Genomic DNA, 19,735 nt, shown 5'->3' on the forward strand with positions numbered 1-19,735 from the left:
CAATGCATCGCGTAGATACTTCTTCGGCCGCCGAATCCTTGCCGTCGCCGGAACCGGCCGGGACGCCTGGATTTTTCACAAAGGGCAACCCGTCGGGCGGCCCTATCGCGACCGTGCCGGGCCAAGATTGGTTCAACATGGTGCAAGAGGAACTTATTGCCGTCGTCGAAGCGGCAGGCCTCACGCCAGACGCAACCAAGGCCGATTACACGCAGCTAACCCAAGCCATCAATGCGTTGATTGCCGACGCGGTTTCGTCCGGCGGCCGGTTGCTCGACGTGCAGGTTTTCAGTGCGTCGGGAACATGGACGAAGCCGGCGGGGTGCACTTCGGCGCTTGTGCAGCTTGTCGGCGGCGGCGGTGGCGGTGGCGGGTCGGGCACGACTGCGAACCGCGGCGCGGCTAGCGGCGGCGCCGGTGGATATGCGCAGAAGCATATTACGAGCGGCTTGGGTGCAACCGAGGCGGTCACGGTCGGCGCCGGCGGCACGGCAGGCGCTGCAACCGGCAACGGTGGCAACGGTGGAACGTCTAGCTTCGGCGCTCACGTTTCGGCTACCGGCGGCACCGGCGGCGTTGTCGGGTCGACGCAAGCGAGCGGCGGGGCCGGCGGGTCCGGTGCCGGCGGCGATCTGAACGTTAACGGCCCGTCCGGTGCACCGACCAACATCACCCAAGCCAACTCCGGCAACGGGGGAAGTTCCTTCTTTGGCGGCGGTGCGCCTGGCGCATCCGGCGAGCAAACCGGAAACGACGCCGGGAACTTCGGCGGCGGCGGGTCGGGCGGTTGCACGACGGATTCCTCGGCCGTCATCGGCGGGGCCGGTTCGGACGGCGTCGTCGTCGTCTACAGCTACGGTTAATCGGAGATACAACAAATGCGTTACGCACGAATTCAAAGCGGGACGGTAATGGAAGTCGTCGACCTCGACGAAGGGGAAACCCCGGCCGACTTCTATCATTCCGCGATTGCCGAAACCTTCGTCGAGGATCCTTCGGACACCGCCGCGCCCGGCTTTACTTTCGACGGAACGGCATTCTCGGCACCGGCCGCGGCGCCGGTAACCCGTGAAATGATCGCCGCGGAAGCCGAGCGTCGGATCGCCGCCGGCATCTTCGTCGACGCAAAGGCCTTCCGCGCCGATGACGCATCGGTTTCCCGGGTCCGTGAAATGCTCGACGCCTTTGTCGCCGGCATCGTTTCGCCGGAAGGCGTCACGTTCCGCACGGCCGCCGGTGACGAATTCACGCTTACGGCCGAGGCCGCGGCGCGCTCGATCTATGAGGCGCAAATCACGCACCGGGCCGCGGTCCTGGCGGCGTCTTCGTCCCTGCAAGACACCTTGCCGGCCGACTACCTGACCAACGCCGCTTGGCCGGTTGCGGTTTCCATCACTCTCTAAGGAGTCCGACCAAATGTATTTGAACCCCAACGTTTACGACCAGGGCCTTGCTTGGCTGGTAGCGAACGCCGCTCGGCTCGATATCTGTTCCGCCGAGCCGGCGAACTATGCGCAAGCGACCACCGACGCGAACCTTTCGGTCGGCAATGAAACCGGAATTACCGTCGGCGCCCCCGCGGATGCCGGAACCGGCCGAAAGGTCACCGTCCCGGCGGTCGTCGCCGGCGATGTCACCGAAACCGCGACCGCGACGCATTGGGCCTTGACCGATGGCGCTGGCGTCTTGATCGCAACCGGCGCACTCGCAGCCGGCCAAGTCGTCACCGACGGCAACACTTGGGCGTTGGGCGCTTTCGACATCACCTTGCCGGGCCTGGCGGCGTAGGGCGTCGACGATGAACGAAACCCTCAAAAACGAGTTGCTGGCAGACCCGCTCACCCGCGGGTTTGCCAGCCTGTCGGACCCCGAAATATTGGCCGTAAACAGCGTCCCGGATCGCGTCATTTACAGCGACATTCCCGTCGAGGAATTGGCGTCGGCGATTTTTATGTCGCCGATCTACGGCATTCTGGAAGCCGCTGCCGCGTCGAATGAGAACGCGCGCAAATTGTTGCGGATCGTCGAGGGGGCCGGCCGCGTCGAAATCTTCCGCTATTCCCGGTCGGAAACACGAGCCGCGCTGGACGGCATGCTTGCCGATCTGGTCGCTAATGTCGACGGCTTCACCGAAGACCATGCAACCGCGCTGAAGGCGCTGGGCACGTCCACGGGCACGCGATGGCAGGAATTGGGCATCGATCCGACCGAACGGGACATCTTCCTAATCATGGACCCGGTCCGCAAAGCGAGTGGAGAATAAGCCATGGCGGCAACACCAATCACGATTGACCCAATCACCTCAGTTGGAACGACGGAACAAAGGCTGAAGGACAAAGCAAATCCAGGCTCCGACGGCATCGCGGTCGCTGCGAATGAGGAAATAGTAATTTCCTGTTCCGTCGGGCCGCACTCGACGGATTCCATCTTCGTGAAGCTGTATCGGTCGGCGCAGGTTTCGGGCGTTACAAAATGGTTTGAAGTGCCAGCCCGCTCTTTTGAGATCGAGCCCGGCGACGAAGATGAGCACGAGATTTTTTGGGGTGTGGGTGGCGGTCCGTTTGACATCGGGGTCTATGCATCCGGCTCAACCGACACCCCAACCGTGACCTTCACCGCCAAAAAGGACGCGGTCAATTAAACCATGTGGGATTTTTCTACAGGTCCCGTTCCGCCGTCGAAATGGGATATCAAACCGGAACTGACTAAATACCCGTCCTTCTGGCGCGGAATGAAAATGTGTCTCGTCCCTGCATGGGGATTGAAAAACATTGTTGATAGTGCCGGTTTTTCCGTTGTGAGCGCACCGGCAGTTACGAGTGTAGGCCCGGAAGGCGTTCGTCTCGGCGACGGAACGGAAGAATTCGGTCTGATTTCGCCATCAAAATTTAATGTCACCGATAAATTGTCGTTGTTCTGGCGCGGGTCGCAACGGAAAGGGTCGCAGAACTTCGACCGGATATTTGAAATAGGGGGGTACGGAGCGCGAGACGGCGGCCTTTCTTTCGAAAGAAACAACGCCAATACGACCACGTTTCGCTTGTACGTGTTCGGATTAGTGGGCAGCGATGGCGGGACGTTATTGGGTTCAGTTAGCCTTACGGAGAATCAAACTTACTCCGTTGCGGTGACCAGCGACGCAATTGCCCCATCCAATATCCTGTATGTTGATAATGATCCGCAGATTACAGATACGACCACAGCCCGAGTTTACGATGATCCGACCGAGATATCACTTGGTTGCTATCTAAATGGCGCGTCCAACCAAGGGCCGCTAATTACCGAAGTATTTTACGAATGGGAGGGGCGGATATTGACCGCCGCCGAGCGGGCTATACTGGACGCCGACCCATTTGCACCGATCCGCCCAGACCCGTCCAAAATCATCCCGCGCTATTTCACCGCGGCGGGCAGCGGCGCTCTAGAAGCCGTGCCGATCACGGCGCAGGCCGCGACCATCGGGACGCCGGCACTCTCGCAAAACCATGCTTTGGCAACCGCCGGATTGTCTGCGCAAGCGGCAACCATCGGCGCCCCGGCGCTCGGGCAAACCCATTTGCTCGACGCCACCGGTATCGAGGCCGAACCGGCGACCGTCGGAACACCTTCGGTCGGCCAGGTCCACAACCTCGACGCGGTCGGCCTCACGTCGCAAGCGGCGACCTTGGGGACGCCGGAACTTTCCGAGACGAGCGGCCTTGTCGCTGTAGGAATAACCGCCGAACCGGCAACGATCGGAACGCCTGCGCTTTCGCAAAATCATGCGCTCGATGCCGTCGGGCTGACCGCTTCGGCCGCGACGGTCGGGCAACCGGCGCTTTCGCAAGTGCACGCGCTCACGGCTACCGGCTTGGTCGCGGCGAACGCCACTATCCAGACGCCGGCGCTTATCGTTGCCGGTGTTGGTGACGCGGTGCGTTACGTCATCGAGCGCGCGCCGGTCCGGGCAATTGTAGAAAACGGCCCAAGCCGGGCCATCATCCAACGCGCGTAGGGGGCAAGAATGTTTGAAGAACCCGCCGAGAAAAACATCCTTCGGCGCCGTGGTGATACCCGCGCTTTCGAATTCGAAATGAAGCAAGGCGGGGCGGCGTATGACATCACGGGGTTTTCCTACCTTCTGACGGTCAATCCTCGGCGATCGCCAGCCGACGACACGGAACAGGCGTTTCAGCTTGCGGGCGTCGTCGTCGATGGTCCGGGCGGTGTCGTTCGGTTTCCCATAACGGCGCCGGCCGCGGCGTTGCTGCCGGGCGTTTACTTTTACGATGTCCAAGAAACTGACGACGCCGGCGAGGATTTGACCGTGATCGCCGGCACTTGGACCGTGCGCCAGGACATCACGAAATGAGCGATATTCCGCCGATCACATACACCCAGCGCATCGCCGATAACTCGTTTCTCAAGGCCGCCCATATGCTTCTTACGATGCTCTTGCCGGTCATGACGGGGGCGCTCGGCTGGTATGCCGACCGGCTCGATTCCCGGCTCGAGACTGTATCGAAGGAACTCGCCGAGGCGAATTCGCGCCTCGCCGTCGTGGCGACATACGAGCCCCGGATAAATCGCCTCGAGGCGTGGCAACAGGCGACCAACGACGACGTTCGCCGGCGCGGTCGGTTCGATCCGAGCGACGGCCGGGAACTCGAGGCAAAGATTATGTTGCGCGTCGATCGCCTCGAGGATCGTTTGACCGACGCCGAGCGTCGAATTCCGTCGAGATAGCCCCCTTTATCAGCAGGAAAATCTGAAAATGAAAACGCGAGCCGAACAGTTCGCGCGCTTGGTCGTGCGGCCGGCGCTCAAGACCCTTGACCTATGGTCGCCGGCGGCCGAGCGGTTGGTTCTCGGAACCGCCCTTGTCGAAAGCAACCTCGACTACATCGAACAGATTGGCGGCGGGCCGGCCCTTGGGTTCTTCCAAATGGAACCCGACACCGCCAACGACATTTGGCGCAATTATCTCGCCTACCGTCCCGACCTTCTCGCAAAGGTCATGGTCCTATCGGTTTCGGATATCGACCGGACGGCGCAACTTGCCGGCAATGCGTATTTCGGCGCGGCGCTTTGCCGAGTTCATTATTTCCGCGTCCCGGCCGCCTTGCCCGCGGTCAATGATTCCGCCGGCCTCGCTGCATATTGGAAGCAGCACTACAACACCGCCAAGGGTGCGGGGACGCCGGCGAAATTCCTACAGGCGCTCGAGCGGTTCGACGCCTGATTTCCCAGAACAGAAAGGAAGTGTGATGCGAAAGCTTTTCGCCATTGGTTTTGCGTGCCTGGCGCTTGTCGCTGTGGCCGCCTGTACCACCGCCGTCGATACCGGCGCCGGTGTCGCCGCTCGCCTTGCCGATGAATATTGCGGCATCGCGGACCCCGATCTTCGCGAGGTCTTCCTCAAGCGGATCAACGCCAAAACCCAGCGGGCAACCATCGTGCCTTTCGACTGTGGCGACGAAGTCGAGAAGCCCGCGGAACCGGAGAAAGTAAGCATCTATGGAAACGGAAACTCTCTCGAACCCGGAGCAAATCGCCTTGATTATCGGGGCCGTGGTGACCATCGCGAACGCGATTACGGCCATGTTCCCGACGCGGGCGAAGAACCCGGTATTGAGCGGCATCTTGCGCGTTCTGAATATTCTCGCGATCAACATCGGGAAGAACCGGAACGCGGACGACGTTTGATCGGCTAGGCCGGCCCGTCGTTGTTGCGATTGATGGACCGCCGGACGAAGGCCAAGGCCTCGCTGGCGGTCCATGCCGGTCTTTCGGCGTTGACCGCGGCGACGGCCCGGCCGAGCGCTCTTGAAGTATGAAGGCCTTCGTCGGTCGCTTCCTTATGAGCGCGGCGGGCGATCGAGGCGAGTTCTTCGTCGGTATTGTTCATTTGCCAAAAAAAGGTTTGGGGAAACCGCCCGTAAGCCATTGAATCTTTATGGCCTGTTTTTCCCCAAACCTTATACCTAAGTGATTGAAAAACCGTATTTAGGGTCTTTCTCCTCTGGGCACCATTTACCCCTTCACAGTTTGAAATAGAGACTATCTCGGTCGTTCGTTTTTGAGTTCGGTCAGTCCAGATAGCCGAACGCGCAGTTGCCTATGCTGGCGTTTGGGATCGAGAGTGTCGCCCGCGTCCCCCGCTCCGGTGTTATCCGCAACACCGCCGTATGGTGTGTGTCGCTTGTGCCGGAACTGCTATACAACAAAAAACTTCCATTATTTGGTGCGCTATTTCTCTGCTTGAGTTGCAGTATCTGGCCGGTCTTGGAGTGATGCAGATCGGCTGTCCAAATCCCGGCCCGGTATTCAAGCGTCATTGCGTACTGAACATCACTGCCGCATGTCTTTAGATAGAGACCAGCCCAACCGGGGGAGTTGGTTCCGTCAAGCGTTGCGGTGAACTTGCTTCGGGTTGATTGTTCTTCCACAGTGGGCACTGGCGCTTTGTCGGCCTCCAAAGCAGCTAGATCTTTAGTCAATTCTGTAACGCGGGCTTTGGCGGATTCAGTGTATTTGCCTTCGGGAAAACGAGTGAGGTATTCGGCAAAAGTTGCGACATCATCCTGCCCCTCGATACTCGCCCACACAATGTCGTCCAAGTCCGCAGTATCGTTCGCTTCATCGGCGGTTGATTCGTCAACACTCTCGGTGGGCGTGGCTGACACGGGCCTTGAAGGCATCGTTTGTCGGCTTCCTGTCGAAGAGCCAAATCCATTCGGGTCGATACGGGCGAGGGCGTGTGCCGCGTGTTTTCTGAAAACGCCGTTTTCATTCTCGTTCAGGTATGCCTGGTAAGCCGCCTTGTCATTGGCCTCCTCAATCTCTTGGTATGCGGCCAACTCAGCCAAGGCGTCGTCGATAAAGGACGCTCTCTCGCCTTCGGCCGTCGTATTGGCAAAAGAAACTGTGTCTGTGGTTGGCGATGAAATCCAGGGCAAGTGGACCGCGTCGCTGTATTTCGCGGCGAACCAGCGAGAGAGGGGAAGAAGTTCCGAAAATGATGCGCCGTTTGTTGAAATCGCCCGGGTGAAGGCCGTTGTGAAACCGTTCAGCTCGAATTCCGCGTCGTACAGGATCTCGCCGGGCTTGGCGCAGAGGGCGACTGTTGTCCCTGCCGGGGGAGCGATCGGAGCGAATCCCTCATCCCCTGAGGTTTGATAAAACGGGTTTCCGAAACAAGCATCCAGGACAAGGGCGTTCGCGGCACTACCGGATTTGGAGAGAGATTCAAGAATAGTTGAAACGGGAAAACCTTCCTGCCGAACGTCCGTTTCGCCGGAGATCGCCGATCTGGGAGGGATCAGAAAATTTTCGCCCTGTGATTGGATGGCAAGACCTGCAAAGTAAACGATCCCGACCGCATCCTGGCCGTTCTTCGCTAGCCGTTTCGCGAATACATCAACTGCCCACTTAATGCCGTCCCTGTTGACGATGCCAATATCTATCACTGTATAGCCGGCAGCAGACAGGGCGGACTTCACTGCTGCCGAATTCTCCTCAGCGAAAGGTACGGAGAATCCCTCGTACGACCCGTTTCCAAGAAGCAGGGCAAGCCGCGATTGGGCTTGGGCGGGGGAGTGGCCAAACAGCACGGCCAGAACAATGCCGAAAGCGATGATATAATGAAATGGATTCTTCATGATCGATACCAAAGCAGTCTTTTCCGTGTGTGGTTCGCAATGCTCATATGGTGATGGGGCTGCGGCCACCGCGTCTGCGGTTAGAACCATCGCCAAGCGTCACTCCAAATATCCAACCGCACAGTCGCCTGTCGTGCTGCCAGGAACCGATAAACGGATCAGGCCGCCGGACTTCGGCACGAATTCTACCGCCGATTTCTGATGCTCTGTCTGGCTCGTGCCGCTTACTAAATAGCCGAACAACAGAATGGCCTCTTCTTCTGGCTGGGGGGCCAGTTGATTGAAGGAAAGTCTATCGTCGGCACCTGCCTGCAAGAGTTCGGCTTTCCATTTTCCTCTATCGCGCTTGATCGATACGCGATAACTGGAATCAGGACTGCAGAAGGATCTATACGCACCGCCCCAATCGCTTGGGTTTGCACCGGTCAAGTTTGCGGTAAAAGTCTTCAATCCGAAACGTCCCGTTGTATTGGCGGCCCTGACCGTTCTTGACAGTTCCTGGTTTGCCTCCAGTTTCCCGGCACGTTTTTCCGCTTCGGCTACATATTTCCCATCGGGAAAGCGGGCAATGTATTCCCGCAGGACCGACGCGTTTTGTTCATTCTTGATACGCGCCCAAACGAGTTCGTCAATCTTCGAACCATTGTCAGCAACCGCCAGGAGGGTTCCCTGCGGTGCCTCGCTCACCTCGGTCTGAAACACTGTTTGTGCCTGGGCTTGCGACGTGGTTGGGGTGAGGAGGAACAGGATCGCCAAAACGAATTGTCCTATCCCGATTATCCGTAGCGGAAGCATGTGCGGGGAGGTTCCTTTTTATTGAATTAGTCACTTACGAATGGGTTGGCTGGCTATTCCACCGTGCCTACCGCGCAGGTGCCGATGTTCGGGATATTCAACGCAACTCTACCATCGGATCGCGGCGTCAGTTGCAGAATGACTTTGTTCTTGCTCCAGCCGTCCAGCCCATACCTGCCATAAAGAAGTATCTGCCCGGCTTTTTCTGTTTTTGTCGTCTGTTTGAATTCCACGACGTCATTATTCTTGAGGTTAACGAGTTCGGCGGTCCATGTGCCATGCCGTCCCTCGATGGAAGTCTTGTATCGAATATTGTTTCCGCAGATCGCCAGATAGAGGTTTGCCCAACCGGCCGCTCCCGTTCCCGTCAGTGTGCCCGAGAACCGGTGTACGGTGGCCATGGCTTGGACGGCCGGCGGAGGCGTTGGTGGCGCAGCAACTTCCCTTGGCGCGGTTTCCGTGGAACCCATCGATGCCAAGCGGGCTTTTGCCGCGGCGACGTACCGCCCGTCGGGGAATTTCGTTAGATATTGCTCAAGAAGGCCCCGGTCGTCCGTTCCCTCAATGGCATTCCACAAAATGGCTTGAAGGTCGGTGGGATGTGCTTCGGCTTGATTTACGCGGTCGAAGACAGTTGCGAGGGACAAGTCCGGGCTCGCAATCGCTTCCGCAAATGCAGATGAAATCGGCCGAATTCCCTTCGAACCGTCCGCAGCGGGCCGGCAACTGGCGAGCAGGACATTTGCGGTAGCCGGCAGCGGCTCTGTAAAACCGGCGGCGAGCCCTTCGGCGACAGCGTCCTGGCATGTATCCAGGACGAGACCGGTTTCGATCCCGTCCAATGCCTCGAGCATGTTCAACAGGTCGCGGACCGGGTAGCCCGATGCCTTGGCATCCAGCGGTTCCCCGGAGGAGGGTAGGGTGGGGAGGAGATAGTTTTCGCCGGAATCGGAAATTCCTGGCGTCGAAACATAGACGATACCGATCGCACCCGGCCCTGCGCGTCGGAGCCGTTTAGCAAATACTTCGACCGCCCAGCTCATACTGCCGGCGTTGATGACGTCCAATTCCATCACCGCATAGCCGCGCGAACTCAAAGCTGATTTCACATCGGCTGTCCGATCGTCATAGCCGGGTTTGTCGCTGGTCTTTTGCGGCAAGCTTTCCAGAACAAGTGCCTGCAGGGCTTGCGCCTGGGCGGCGGATGGTGGGAGCAAAAGAAACAAGAGCGCAAGGAGTAGCCGCGCCGAAACAAGAGGGAAGTCGGAGAACATGCCGGTTGATATCCTTCCTTGCACGCACCACGGCAATAGGACCTGACGATGTCAGGATAGGATTTCTATCAATCGGAAAAGGATTGGAAAAGAACATCTTCCCGGAGCGCGGGTAAATCACTCTGCCCGTTTGCGGGCCTCGATCCAGTCTGCGGCCCCGAAGAGGAAGGCATCTCGATCCTTATCATCCGTTAGCGGCATGAGCACACCCACCGCCTGACGCAGGATCCTTTTTTCGCTCATATAGCGAATTTCGAACGGCACTGGCCGGCGGCGTTCCAAAACAGTTTGCATCACGGCCCGAAGATCCTTCGCGGCGGGATGGTCGTCGACCAGGTCGGAAATGGTGACATTGGTCAAATCCGCGCCAAAGGCCTGAACATGCCGGCCACCGAAGGTTCGCCATCTGAAATCCCTGCCGCCATCCTGTACTTCAAGCAGAACGAGATAACCGACCAATGCGCCGCCAAACGAAAAGGGGTCCAATTGCTTGCGGGCAGGCGGTTTTCCGGATGGTTGCCGCCACCATTCCAGTATTGGACGGAATTTCTCGAAGCGGCCGTCTTCGCCCAACGCGCCGTCGTCCAACATGGCGCATTGCTCCGTGAAACCGGGCAGGCTCCGCAGTTCCAGAATTGACGACGCCATCTATGCTCACCGCACCAAATGATCGGGAAGTGCGGAACGCTGAAGGACAGTGTCCGCACACCACGAACTATTAGTTTAGTGAAAACAAATATGAATCATTTGAGTTGGATCAACCGGCCAAGTTTCGGCGTTCGCGAATTCTGCGAGAAAAACGGCCTGGTTCAGTCCTCCGCCGCAATTTCCGCCAGAAAGACTTCTGCGAACTCATCGAGTTTGGCCTGGCCGACGCCGAAGACCTTGGAAAATTCCGCTTTGCTGCGCGGGCGGGTATGGGCCATGTCGATCAGGCTTTTATCCGAAAAAATGACATAGGCGGGCGCGTTGCGTTCCTTTGCCAGTGCCAGGCGCAGGTCCTTCAGACGGGCGAGCAGGGCGCGGCCCTCAGCATCCAGAATGCCGTCCAAAGTCTCCGCCCGCTTGGCGCGTGCCTTTGCGGCTGTCTTGGCGGTGTGGGCAACCCGATCCGGTCGGTAACGGAAATCGATGTCGCCGCGCATCAGATCGCTCGCCTTAGGGCCTGCCCGCAAACCGCCATAGCCCTGAATGTCGATTTCCAAAAGGCCGTTGGCCACCATTTGACGGATCAGGCCCTGCCATTCCGCGGTTGATCTTTCTGCGCCGGCCCCGAACTGCGGCAGCCGGTCATGACCCATGCTTTCGATTTTTTCCGACATCGTTCCGCGCAGAATGCTGACGATATGGGCCGCGCCGTATCGATTGCCGGTTCCCTGCACCGCGCCAAGAACCTGCCGCGCCGCGTCACCGCCGTCCCGCGTTTCTACGGGGTTCAAGCAGGTGTCGCAGTTGCCGCAGGGGTCCGACTCCTCACCGAAATAACGCAACAGAACCTGCCGGCGGCAATCAGGCGCCTCGCAATAGACCAGCAGCGAATCCATGCGCTTGTGTTCGCGGCGTTTTCGTTCCGGACCGGCATCTTCCTGCTCGATGAAAGTTCGACGCAGGCGGATATCCTCAAGGCCGTAGAGCATCAACGCTTCCGCCGCTGCACCATCACGGCCCGCGCGGCCGATTTCCTGATAGTAAGCCTCGAAACTTGCGGGCAGATCGGTATGCAGGACATAACGGATGTCGGGTTTGTCGATCCCCATGCCGAAAGCGATGGTGGCGGCCATGACGACCCCATCCTCCGTCATGAAACGGTTTTGCAGATCCGCCTTTTCGCCGGCCTCCATGCCGGCGTGGAACGCATAGGCGTTATGGCCCTCGCCACGTAACAGGGCGGCCACCTCCTCTGTTTTCCGGCGTGACAGACAGTAGACGATGCCGCATTTCCCGCGTCGTGCGCCGACATAGTCGAGGACCTGCTTTTTCCAGGCGGATTTCAGCGAGACGGATAAGGACAGGTTTGGTCGGTCGAAGCCGGTCATCACCTGGGTGACGTCATTGCTGAACAGCTTTTCGCATATATCCTGGCTGGTGGACGGATCGGCGGTCGCGGTCAGCGCAGCGATCGGCACGCCTGGAAAGTGCCGTGGCAGATCGCAAAGCATGTCGTATTCGGGTCGGAAAGCCGGTCCCCATTGCGAGATACAATGCGCTTCGTCGATCGCGATAAGGGAAACCGGCAGGCGGGAGAGGGCGGATAACATCCTGTCCGTCATAAGCCGTTCCGGCGACATATAGAGCAGTTTCAAATCGCCCCGTTGGGCCGCGCGCCAAATGGCGACATTCTCTTCCCGTGAGCGGTCGGAATGGATCGCGTCCGCCGCGACACCATTCAGTTTAAGCGCGTCGACCTGGTTCCGCATCAGCGCGACAAGGGGGGAAACGACGATGGTCAGCCCATCCAGCACCAGGGCGGGAATTTGAAAACACAGTGACTTGCCGGCGCCGGTCGGCATCACGGCAAGTACGTTTTCGCCGGCCAGAAGGGCCTGGATTGCACGGGACTGGCCGGGACGCAGTCCGGAAAAACCGAAGACGCCGTGCAGTACCGCATCCACGGGGGATGCGGGTGCGAGGTCCGGAGTTTGGGATTCCGATGAAAAAGCGCTGCCGTCCATGCCGTTCTGGGTCTTCGATTCAGGCGGGCATGGCAATGTCCGATCCGCGCAACCGGTGATTTTGCCTCCGAGGATAGGCTGCTTGAACGCTTCGATTTGACCTTGAATGAAATCGAACATGCATTATAATGCACACACATCGAGAGGCGCGATTCTATAAAAAATGCATTATGATGCACATTCCGGTTGCCGCCTCGTTTGGATGACCGGATCACAAAAGGGCGGCGAAGCCCCAACGAAATTGGAAGAGGCGACATGAACGTAGCGGAACGCAAGGTCGAGGCGGCCGGCCCGGCTCCCCAAAACCAGACCTTCGATAACATCGTCACCTATGACCGGGATCCCAGCAGTTACAGGCATTGGTCGATGGATATCGACGGCGATGTCGCGACCCTCACCCTTAAGGTCGATGAGGATGGTGGACTGCGCCCCGGCTATAAGTTGAAGCTCAATTCCTACGACCTCGGCGTCGACATGGAATTGCATGACGCGGTTCAGCGTATCCGTTTTGAACATCCGCAGGTGAAGGTCGTGGTCCTGACCAGCGGACTGGACCGGATGTTCTGTGCCGGTGCGAACATTTACATGCTGGGCACGTCCAGCCACGGCTGGAAGGTGAACTTCTGCAAGTTCACCAACGAGACGCGCAACGGTTTGGAAGATTCCAGCAAAGGCGAAGGCCTGAAATTCCTCGCCGCGTGCAACGGCGTAACCGCCGGTGGCGGCTACGAAGTGGCGTTGGCCTGCGATGAGATCCTGTTGATCGACGACCGCTCCAGCGCCGTCAGCCTACCGGAAGTGCCGCTTCTGGGCGTGTTGCCCGGCACGGGCGGTCTGACCCGTATTACGGACAAGCGCAAGGTGCGTCGTGACCTCGCCGATGTGTTCTGCACGTCGGAAGAAGGTGTGCGTGGTAAGAAGGCCCAGGATTGGGGGCTCGTCGATCATATCGCCACCAGCCGGAACTGGGATGAGAAAGTCGCTGAGCGTGTCGCGGCCCTGCGTGCTCAGAGCGACCGCTCGGAAGCTGCCCAGGGGATCGCCTTGCCGCCGGTAGCGCGTGAAATGGACGACAAGGGCTATCACTATCCACATGTCGACGTCGAAATCGATAATGATCGCCGTGTCGCCACCATCACCGTGAAGGCGCCGGACGGCGAAATCGCCTCAACGCCTGAGGCGATCCAGGCGGAAGGGGCGGCGTGGTATCCTCTCGCCATGGCGCGGGAATTGGACGACGCGATCCTGATGCTGCGCACGAATAACGAGGAAATCGGCGTCTGGCTGCTGAAGACCAGCGGGGAGGCGGCCAACGTTTTAGCCATGGACGCGGTTCTGGCGGAGAATGAAGGCTATTGGCTGGTCAAGGAAACGATCGCCATGCTGCGCCGGACGCTGTCCCGGCTGGATGTGTCGTCCCGCTCCATGTTTGCCATCATCGATGAAGGCTCCTGCTTCGCGGGGACGTTCATGGAGTTCGCTCTGGCCGCGGACCGCAGCTACATGTTGGACCTTCCCGACGACCCCGATGCGGCACCGTCCACTACGCTCTCGTCGATGAACTTCGGTGCCTACTACACGATCGTCGGGAACAGCCGGTTGTCCGGGCGGTTCTATGATGACGAAAAGGCGGTTGAAGATCTCAAGACGATCGTCGGCGAAGAACTCACCGCGCCGGATGCCGAAGAGCGTGGCCTGGTGACCTTCATTCCGGACGATATCGATTGGGAAGACGAGATCCGGATCGCGGTCGAGGAAAGGTCGAGCCTGTCCCCCGACGCGCTGACGGGCATGGAGGCCAATCTGCGTTTCGGCGGTCAGGAGACCATGCTGACGCGGATCTTTGGTCGGCTTTCCGCCTGGCAGAACTGGATATTCATTCGCCCGAACGCGGTTGGTGACAAAGGCGCATTAAAGCTGTTCGGCACCGGCACCAAGGCGGATTTCGACCGCCGCCGGGTCTAAGTCGCCGGTGACGGAAACGCCGAAGAACTAAAGAACAACGACGCAATCGAGGAAGTGTATACGCCATGAGCATCAACTATCAGGAAAAGATCCCGAACAACGTGGACCTGGCGCATGACCGCCGGCTCCAGCGCGCCCTGGAACACTGGCAGCCGCACTTCATCGATTGGTGGAAGGATCTGGGGCCGGAAGGTTTCATGAATTCCGACGTCTACCTGCGGACCGCGGTCAGCGTCGACGCAAAGGGTTGGGCCCATTTCGGCAAGGTGAAGATGCCGGAATACCGTTGGGGTATCTTCCTTGCCGATCGTGACCCGAACCGGAAAATCGGTTTTGGCGATCATTACGGGGAAGCCGCCTGGCAGGAAGTCCCCGGTGAATTCCGCGCGCCGCTGCGCAATCTGATCGTAACGCAGGGCGATACGGAACCGGCTTCCGTCGAACAGCAGCGCCTTCTGGGGCTGACCTGCCCGTCGCTCTACGATCTGCGCAACCTGTTCCAGGTGAACGTGGAGGAGGGGCGGCACCTTTGGGCGATGGTCTATCTGCTTCACGCCTATTTCGGCCGCGACGGTCGCGAGGAGGCGGAAGAACTGCTGCATCGCCATTCCGGCGATCCGGACAATCCGCGGATCCTGGGAACGTTCAATGAGCCGATCGACGATTGGCTGAGCTTCTTCATGTTCACCTATTTCACGGACCGTGACGGTAAGTTCCAGTTGAAGAGCCTGGCCGAGAGCGCGTTCGACCCGCTGGCGCGTACCTGCCAGTTCATGTTGACGGAAGAGGCGCACCACATGTTCGTCGGCGAAACGGGAATCGGCCGTATCGTCAAGCGGACGCTGGAAATCATGAAGGAAACCGGCACCGACGATCCGGACACGATCCGCAAGGCGGGCGGAATCGATCTGCCGTTGCTGCAGCGCTACATCAATTTCTGGTTCTCCAGCTGCCTCGACCTCTTCGGTTCGGAAAGTTCGTCCAACGCGGCCACTTATTTCGCCAACGGCCTGAAGGGGCGGGCGGATGAAACGAAGTACGAGGACCACATCTGCGCCAATACATCTTATGACCTGGAAGTGCCGGACGGCACGGGAACGCGGATCGACGCAATCCCAACCAGGAATGCGATGAACGAAATCGTTCGCTCCGCTTATGTCGAGGACTGCAAGATCGGCCTGATCCGATGGAACCGTCTGATCAAGAAGGCGGGCTACGACGTTGAACTGACCCTGCCGTCCACGCATTTCCGGCGCAATATCGGGCCTTGGTCCACCGTGAAGACGACGCCGGAAGGAAAGATCATTCCGGAAGCCGAATTCAATGCGAAGGTAGGTGGCTGGTTGCCGTCGGAAGGGGATCGCGCCTATGTGAAGTCACTGATGGTGCAGGTTACCGATCCGGGCAAGATGGCCGGATGGATCGCACCGCCGGATCGCGGCATCAACAGCCAGCCAGTCGACTACGAATACGTCAGTATTCACTGATCTTCCTGTTGTCGATGAAGTCGATTTCCACCGCGCCTCAGGCATGAGGCGCGGTGGTTTTCTTTTTAAGCAGCCCGGAGTATTCGTGCTTGAAAAGCGTGATCAGGACTTGTCATTCACACTCAGGAAATGCGTGTAACATTATAAAGTGAAACGAAAAATGCGCCGGATTGGATGGGGATTCGATAGGCGCCCTGCGAGTCGAGCAATTTCACCGCAACCGCTGTCATTTCCCAGCCGTCGGTCTCGTCGCCCGGCCATTCGGGAAGAATGAGCGGGCGGATTTTGCGTGTTTCTCCAAACTCTCTGACGACGAGCATGTTTTCATAGGTATCCGCGGTAAGGCTCGGATTAGCCCATGACCAGAGCCAGGTGCCGGCGGTCGTCGAAATCGATCCCACGGCGTCGAAATTGGCCCGCAGACTCAAGGATCCGTCGTTGGAAAACAGGATGGCTCGGTTCTTCTGGTCGAGATCCCACCGTTCGTGGTTTCCAAAACCATATTCGGTGCCGAGGATTGTTTGTTTTCTTTTCAGCTCCGAAAAGGCCTCCGACAGGAAGCTTTCCCACTGTTCCATCTGAGTCCTCTTTTAAACAAAGCCGGGCTTTGTCCGGCGCAATTTCGATGTGAAATCGAGATTCATGGAGAAAAAGACAGTATAAGCAATTTTTAATTGAAAAAAATAGACCTTCCTTCAGATGGGTGAAGGAGGGGCCGGAACCATCCGGCGATTCGTTCGTCTAGGATTGATCGCACCTTGGGCGGTGACGTTTCCGACCAACGGTTCCAAACTCGGCGGGCTGCGGAAAAAATTGCCAATGCCGCGTGTCGTTCCTACATGTATCGTTGGGCTAGGTACAATGGTCACGACGCTGTGATTTGGCGTCGACCGCCGTTTCCAGGTCCGACCAGCCGGTGGAACCGTACACAGTTCCAAGGTAACGTGCTTCTTCAACAAGTTATTGCGACTTTGAAGAACCTAAAACTGTCGCTAACGGGGTTTGCCACCCCTCTGTAAATACGATAAGCAGCGGTCCTGCGCGGTATGGGGGGCCGCCGGCAGGTATAGAGTTCAAGACAACAAACGGTGCGCCAAAACCTGATGACCCAACCTCCCAAACTCATAAACGGGGACAGAACCGCGGCGGCGGTCGATCGCGCGCGCGGCGAATTGCGTCATGGGCGTGCCGTTTTGGTACGCGACGGTGATCGGGCTTTGCTTATCGGTGGCCTCGAAGCACTGGAAAGTGCTGTTTCCGAAGCCATCAAGGCGCAAGCCTCGGGTCGTTTCGTACTTTTGCTGAACTGGCGCCGGGCCGGTGTGTTGGGCGCTCACGCCCGGGACGGCGCGCTGGTATCGCTGACCCTTAAAGCCCCTGACGACAGTTTGGCCAGTGCGCAGGAACTTGCCTATGGCGTCCGCGCCCGCGAATTGCGCCTTCCCGAACTGGAAGTGATCGAGGATGACCGGCTGGCGGATGCCGCCATGGTCCTGGCGCGGCTTGCCCAACTGGCCCCCGCCCTGATGATCGCGGAGGTCAGCGGCACGACGACGGCCGATTTGGAGGCCAGCCTGTCGGTCGGCGATGTCCTAACGGTCGACGCGGCGGAAATTCTGCGGGCCGAACAACAGACCCCGGTCATACGGCGGGTCAGTGAGGCCCGTGTGCCGTTGCTCGACGGTGTGGAAACGCGCTTCATCGCCTTCCGCGGTCCCATGCCGTCGGATGAACAGGTCGCCGTGATCATCGGCAATCCGGATATGGACGGTCCTGTGCCGATGCGCGTTCACTCATCCTGCCTGACCGGCGATGTCTTTGGCAGCCTTCGCTGCGATTGCGGCGAGCAGTTGGAAACGACTATTCGCAAGCTGACCGCCATGGGCGGCGGTATTGTGCTGTATCTGGCGCAGGAAGGCCGCGGTATCGGTCTTACCAACAAGCTGCGGGCATATGAACTGCAGGATTCCGGTGTGGATACCTATGATGCCAATGCGCATCTGGGATTTGAACCGGATGAGCGGCGTTTCGACATTGCAGGCCTGATGCTGGCGGATTTGGGCGTCAAATCCGTCCGTCTGCTGACCAACAATCCGCGCAAGGTGGATTCCCTGCGCGCCGAAGGCATTGATGTCGTCGATCGCGTGCCGCTGACCGGCGGCCTGACGCGGTTCAATGCTCAATACCTTCGCACCAAAGTCGAAAAGGGCGGGCATTTTGGGGAAGCCGCCTATTCTCGCGGAACGGATGAGCAAGGGGAGACGAACGAGGACGCGAAGATCGCGCCTTTTCCCGTGGGCAAGGTCGGTTTTTAGGGAACGGTCACAAACCTGACGTCCACTTCAATCCAATCCAGGAGAAAGTGATGCGAAAGCTACTTGCGACGATGGCCGTCCTGGCCATCCCGGCCATGGGTATTCCGAGTGCCGCCCATGCGGAACCCCACGAATACGAGATCGACCCGGATCATGCGGCGATCGGCTTCCTGGTCGGTCATGTTGGATACGCGAAGGTTTTGGGGATGTTCCTTGAAAGCTCGGGTTCCTTCACCTTCGATGAGGAGACGCTGACGCTGTCCGACGTGGAAATCACGGTCGAAACCGACAGCGTCTTCACAAATCACAAGAAACGCGATCAGCATCTGCGCAGTCCCGATTTCCTGAACAGTCGGGAATTCCCGGAAATGGTCTTTACCATGACCAAGGCGGAAAAAGTCTCCGACACGACCGGGAAGGTCTACGGCGAGCTGGAATTGATCGGCTTGAAACAGCCGCTTGTTCTGGACGTCACCTTCAACAAGGCGGGCGAGTATCCGTTCAACGACAATTACGCGGTCGGCATTTCCGCGCGCGGCAGCTTCAAGCGCAGTGATTTCGGCATGATGTATGGCGTCGACAATGGCTGGGTCGGCGACGAGGTCGAACTGATCATCGAATTCGAAGCCGTTCGCCAATAGAACCCTTCATTGCAGAACCCTTCACTCCTGCCTCTGGGAAGGTTGGGCGGCGTAGAATCTTAATAGGGAGAGCCGCCGCCCATGCTGAAACTGATCGCCGCCGCCGCGATTGCGGGGGGGAAGGCGAGAAGCGCCAGCTTAAGACTATAGGCGATCGTGCCGATCAATGTGTCGTTGCTGTGCCAGCCGAGATGATTGGCCAGCGGGATCGATACATAGCACAAGGGCAAGGGCAGCAGCGCCCAGGGCGAGACATCCGTTAGGAAAAGGGCTTGGGCGCTGAGCGGTGCCAGGACCACGATGATGCCCGCGGCCAGGGCCGGGCCCAAGCGCACGCGCATGGCAATCGGTTCCGCCAGGATGGTGACGCCGATGGCGACGGCAAGAGCGATCGCATAAAAACCCGTCGTTGCCGTGCCGCCGAATATCAGAACCAATCCCAAACCCAGGGCTGCGGCCCCGTGCGCGACGCGGGAGAGGGCAGTCGTGGTGGTCCGCGCCAAGGTCGTCACCGCGGCAAAGAGCAGTCCCAGGGCAAGAACGCCTGCAAGTGCCCATTCCATCCCGTCGAACCGTGGGATCAGCCGTTCCAGGATCCATGCGGCGCCGCCCAGTGCGCCCGCCAGGGGCAGCAACCAGCTTTCCGCGGTGATGCCTTCACCCCTGCCGTAATAGACCAGGATCAGGACCGCGCCGGCCAGGATCGGCGCGTAAAAGACCTTCTGCACCGATGAAGTGGGGGGAAAGGGAGGGATGTCGCTGATCGCGGCATAGCATCCCGCGAAACCCGCGACGACGCCCAGTATCAGCAGCAGGCTGCACAATCGAACGGAGGAACTTTTTCCGGCAATCAAGGCCAGAACGCCCCCGATAATGGCCGGGATGGCGACCAAATTCGTCAGCATTTCCAACATAGTTCGGTTCCTCCGAGGGTTTTCCGAACACT

The 19,735-nt window shown here is 58.9% G+C and carries 22 protein-coding genes; 14 read left to right on the forward strand and 8 right to left on the reverse strand.

Annotated features, from left to right (window positions below):
• Nucleotides 1-2: 2 nt before the first annotated feature.
• Genes ACQK2G_RS08680 through ACQK2G_RS08725 form a run of 10 tightly spaced genes read left to right on the forward strand, consistent with a single transcriptional unit; the run spans nucleotide 3 to nucleotide 5,693 of the window.
• Nucleotides 3-863 (forward strand): hypothetical protein, encoded by an 861-nt coding sequence (locus tag ACQK2G_RS08680; RefSeq protein WP_425404633.1) that lies wholly within the window; start codon nucleotides 3-5, stop codon nucleotides 861-863.
• 15 nt (nucleotides 864-878) lie between these two features.
• A complete protein-coding gene (locus ACQK2G_RS08685) occupies nucleotides 879-1,403 on the forward strand; it encodes a hypothetical protein (RefSeq protein ID WP_425404634.1) in 525 nt (174 codons plus the stop codon).
• Nucleotides 1,404-1,416: 13 nt separating this feature from the next.
• Entirely contained in the window at nucleotides 1,417-1,788 is a 372-nt protein-coding gene (locus tag ACQK2G_RS08690; RefSeq protein ID WP_425404635.1) for a hypothetical protein, read from the forward strand.
• A 10-nt stretch (nucleotides 1,789-1,798) separates the two neighbouring features.
• Nucleotides 1,799-2,263: a hypothetical protein gene (locus tag ACQK2G_RS08695; protein ID WP_425404636.1), complete on the forward strand. Its 465-nt coding sequence runs from the start codon at nucleotides 1,799-1,801 to the stop codon at nucleotides 2,261-2,263.
• A gap of 3 nt (nucleotides 2,264-2,266) precedes the next feature.
• Complete coding sequence (locus ACQK2G_RS08700) at nucleotides 2,267-2,641, forward strand: hypothetical protein (RefSeq protein ID WP_425404637.1); 375 nt, start codon at nucleotides 2,267-2,269, stop codon at nucleotides 2,639-2,641.
• Between the two features lie 3 nt (nucleotides 2,642-2,644).
• Nucleotides 2,645-3,994 carry a hypothetical protein gene (locus ACQK2G_RS08705; protein WP_425404638.1) on the forward strand — a complete coding sequence of 450 codons (1,350 nt, stop codon included), beginning with the start codon at nucleotides 2,645-2,647 and terminating at the stop codon, nucleotides 3,992-3,994.
• A 9-nt stretch (nucleotides 3,995-4,003) separates the two neighbouring features.
• Entirely contained in the window at nucleotides 4,004-4,351 is a 348-nt protein-coding gene (locus tag ACQK2G_RS08710; protein ID WP_425404639.1) for a hypothetical protein, read from the forward strand.
• A complete protein-coding gene (locus ACQK2G_RS08715) occupies nucleotides 4,348-4,725 on the forward strand; it encodes a hypothetical protein (protein WP_425404640.1) in 378 nt (125 codons plus the stop codon). Before ACQK2G_RS08710 ends, ACQK2G_RS08715 begins: the two co-directional genes overlap by 4 nt.
• Nucleotides 4,726-4,753: 28 nt before the next feature.
• The gene (locus ACQK2G_RS08720; protein WP_425404641.1) at nucleotides 4,754-5,221 is read left to right on the forward strand and encodes a hypothetical protein; all 468 of its coding nucleotides are present in this window, start codon (nucleotides 4,754-4,756) and stop codon (nucleotides 5,219-5,221) included.
• Between the two features lie 25 nt (nucleotides 5,222-5,246).
• Nucleotides 5,247-5,693, forward strand: a complete 447-nt coding sequence (locus ACQK2G_RS08725; protein WP_425404642.1) for a hypothetical protein — start codon at nucleotides 5,247-5,249, stop codon at nucleotides 5,691-5,693.
• Here ACQK2G_RS08725 and ACQK2G_RS08730 read toward each other — a convergent pair.
• The 6 genes from ACQK2G_RS08730 to recQ all read right to left on the reverse strand — a co-directional run bounded on the left by ACQK2G_RS08730 (nucleotide 5,690) and on the right by recQ (nucleotide 12,381).
• Complete coding sequence (locus ACQK2G_RS08730; RefSeq protein WP_425404643.1) at nucleotides 5,690-5,887, reverse strand: hypothetical protein; 198 nt, start codon at nucleotides 5,885-5,887, stop codon at nucleotides 5,690-5,692. The genes ACQK2G_RS08725 and ACQK2G_RS08730 overlap by 4 nt on opposite strands.
• 181 nt (nucleotides 5,888-6,068) lie before the next feature.
• Nucleotides 6,069-7,730 (reverse strand): caspase family protein, encoded by a 1,662-nt coding sequence (locus ACQK2G_RS08735; RefSeq protein WP_425407629.1) that lies wholly within the window; start codon nucleotides 7,728-7,730, stop codon nucleotides 6,069-6,071.
• A gap of 9 nt (nucleotides 7,731-7,739) precedes the next feature.
• Nucleotides 7,740-8,396, reverse strand: a complete 657-nt coding sequence (locus tag ACQK2G_RS08740) for a hypothetical protein (RefSeq protein WP_425404644.1) — start codon at nucleotides 8,394-8,396, stop codon at nucleotides 7,740-7,742.
• Nucleotides 8,397-8,488: 92 nt separating this feature from the next.
• Complete coding sequence (locus tag ACQK2G_RS08745; RefSeq protein ID WP_425404645.1) at nucleotides 8,489-9,709, reverse strand: hypothetical protein; 1,221 nt, start codon at nucleotides 9,707-9,709, stop codon at nucleotides 8,489-8,491.
• Between the two features lie 117 nt (nucleotides 9,710-9,826).
• Nucleotides 9,827-10,357 carry a PAS domain-containing protein gene (locus ACQK2G_RS08750; RefSeq protein WP_425404646.1) on the reverse strand — a complete coding sequence of 177 codons (531 nt, stop codon included), beginning with the start codon at nucleotides 10,355-10,357 and terminating at the stop codon, nucleotides 9,827-9,829.
• A gap of 161 nt (nucleotides 10,358-10,518) precedes the next feature.
• A complete protein-coding gene (gene recQ, locus ACQK2G_RS08755; protein WP_425404647.1) occupies nucleotides 10,519-12,381 on the reverse strand; it encodes a DNA helicase RecQ in 1,863 nt (620 codons plus the stop codon).
• 255 nt (nucleotides 12,382-12,636) lie between these two features.
• Between recQ and boxC the strand changes: the two genes are divergently transcribed.
• Together boxC and boxB are read left to right on the forward strand one after the other, a co-directional pair.
• Nucleotides 12,637-14,346 carry a 2,3-epoxybenzoyl-CoA dihydrolase gene (gene boxC, locus ACQK2G_RS08760; RefSeq protein ID WP_425404648.1) on the forward strand — a complete coding sequence of 570 codons (1,710 nt, stop codon included), beginning with the start codon at nucleotides 12,637-12,639 and terminating at the stop codon, nucleotides 14,344-14,346.
• A 65-nt stretch (nucleotides 14,347-14,411) separates the two neighbouring features.
• Nucleotides 14,412-15,833 carry a benzoyl-CoA 2,3-epoxidase subunit BoxB gene (gene boxB, locus ACQK2G_RS08765; protein ID WP_425404649.1) on the forward strand — a complete coding sequence of 474 codons (1,422 nt, stop codon included), beginning with the start codon at nucleotides 14,412-14,414 and terminating at the stop codon, nucleotides 15,831-15,833.
• A gap of 122 nt (nucleotides 15,834-15,955) precedes the next feature.
• Here the strand turns inward: boxB and ACQK2G_RS08770 are convergent, their stop codons facing one another.
• On the reverse strand, nucleotides 15,956-16,411 hold the full coding sequence (locus tag ACQK2G_RS08770) for a DUF6882 domain-containing protein (RefSeq protein WP_425404650.1): 456 nt from the start codon (nucleotides 16,409-16,411) through the stop codon (nucleotides 15,956-15,958).
• A gap of 525 nt (nucleotides 16,412-16,936) precedes the next feature.
• Here ACQK2G_RS08770 and ribA point away from each other — a divergent pair.
• Together ribA and ACQK2G_RS08780 are read left to right on the forward strand one after the other, a co-directional pair.
• Complete coding sequence (gene ribA, locus ACQK2G_RS08775) at nucleotides 16,937-18,148, forward strand: GTP cyclohydrolase II RibA (protein WP_425404651.1); 1,212 nt, start codon at nucleotides 16,937-16,939, stop codon at nucleotides 18,146-18,148.
• Nucleotides 18,149-18,198: 50 nt separating this feature from the next.
• A complete protein-coding gene (locus ACQK2G_RS08780; RefSeq protein ID WP_425404652.1) occupies nucleotides 18,199-18,789 on the forward strand; it encodes a YceI family protein in 591 nt (196 codons plus the stop codon).
• A gap of 59 nt (nucleotides 18,790-18,848) precedes the next feature.
• On the opposite strand, the gene ACQK2G_RS08785 is transcribed toward ACQK2G_RS08780, so the two are convergent.
• Nucleotides 18,849-19,703 carry a hypothetical protein gene (locus ACQK2G_RS08785; protein WP_425404653.1) on the reverse strand — a complete coding sequence of 285 codons (855 nt, stop codon included), beginning with the start codon at nucleotides 19,701-19,703 and terminating at the stop codon, nucleotides 18,849-18,851.
• Between the last annotated feature and the right edge of the window lie 32 nt (nucleotides 19,704-19,735).

Origin of the sequence: Hwanghaeella sp. (assembly GCF_965227365.1) — a bacterium.
Classification (GTDB): Bacteria; Pseudomonadota; Alphaproteobacteria; order UBA8366; family Aestuariispiraceae; genus Hwanghaeella.

Coding starts and splice junctions, on each gene's coding strand:
- ACQK2G_RS08680 (WP_425404633.1), top strand. CDS start 3: ATGCATCGCGTAGATACTTCTTCGGCCGCCGAATCCTTGCCGTCGCCG.
- ACQK2G_RS08685 (WP_425404634.1), top strand. CDS start 879: ATGCGTTACGCACGAATTCAAAGCGGGACGGTAATGGAAGTCGTCGAC.
- ACQK2G_RS08690 (WP_425404635.1), top strand. CDS start 1,417: ATGTATTTGAACCCCAACGTTTACGACCAGGGCCTTGCTTGGCTGGTA.
- ACQK2G_RS08695 (WP_425404636.1), top strand. CDS start 1,799: ATGAACGAAACCCTCAAAAACGAGTTGCTGGCAGACCCGCTCACCCGC.
- ACQK2G_RS08700 (WP_425404637.1), top strand. CDS start 2,267: ATGGCGGCAACACCAATCACGATTGACCCAATCACCTCAGTTGGAACG.
- ACQK2G_RS08705 (WP_425404638.1), top strand. CDS start 2,645: ATGTGGGATTTTTCTACAGGTCCCGTTCCGCCGTCGAAATGGGATATC.
- ACQK2G_RS08710 (WP_425404639.1), top strand. CDS start 4,004: ATGTTTGAAGAACCCGCCGAGAAAAACATCCTTCGGCGCCGTGGTGAT.
- ACQK2G_RS08715 (WP_425404640.1), top strand. CDS start 4,348: ATGAGCGATATTCCGCCGATCACATACACCCAGCGCATCGCCGATAAC.
- ACQK2G_RS08720 (WP_425404641.1), top strand. CDS start 4,754: ATGAAAACGCGAGCCGAACAGTTCGCGCGCTTGGTCGTGCGGCCGGCG.
- ACQK2G_RS08725 (WP_425404642.1), top strand. CDS start 5,247: ATGCGAAAGCTTTTCGCCATTGGTTTTGCGTGCCTGGCGCTTGTCGCT.
- ACQK2G_RS08730 (WP_425404643.1), bottom strand. CDS start 5,887: ATGAACAATACCGACGAAGAACTCGCCTCGATCGCCCGCCGCGCTCAT.
- ACQK2G_RS08735 (WP_425407629.1), bottom strand. CDS start 7,730: ATGGTTCTAACCGCAGACGCGGTGGCCGCAGCCCCATCACCATATGAG.
- ACQK2G_RS08745 (WP_425404645.1), bottom strand. CDS start 9,709: ATGTTCTCCGACTTCCCTCTTGTTTCGGCGCGGCTACTCCTTGCGCTC.
- ACQK2G_RS08750 (WP_425404646.1), bottom strand. CDS start 10,357: ATGGCGTCGTCAATTCTGGAACTGCGGAGCCTGCCCGGTTTCACGGAG.
- recQ (WP_425404647.1), bottom strand. CDS start 12,381: ATGGACGGCAGCGCTTTTTCATCGGAATCCCAAACTCCGGACCTCGCA.
- boxC (WP_425404648.1), top strand. CDS start 12,637: ATGAACGTAGCGGAACGCAAGGTCGAGGCGGCCGGCCCGGCTCCCCAA.
- boxB (WP_425404649.1), top strand. CDS start 14,412: ATGAGCATCAACTATCAGGAAAAGATCCCGAACAACGTGGACCTGGCG.
- ACQK2G_RS08770 (WP_425404650.1), bottom strand. CDS start 16,411: ATGGAACAGTGGGAAAGCTTCCTGTCGGAGGCCTTTTCGGAGCTGAAA.
- ribA (WP_425404651.1), top strand. CDS start 16,937: ATGACCCAACCTCCCAAACTCATAAACGGGGACAGAACCGCGGCGGCG.
- ACQK2G_RS08780 (WP_425404652.1), top strand. CDS start 18,199: ATGCGAAAGCTACTTGCGACGATGGCCGTCCTGGCCATCCCGGCCATG.
- ACQK2G_RS08785 (WP_425404653.1), bottom strand. CDS start 19,703: ATGTTGGAAATGCTGACGAATTTGGTCGCCATCCCGGCCATTATCGGG.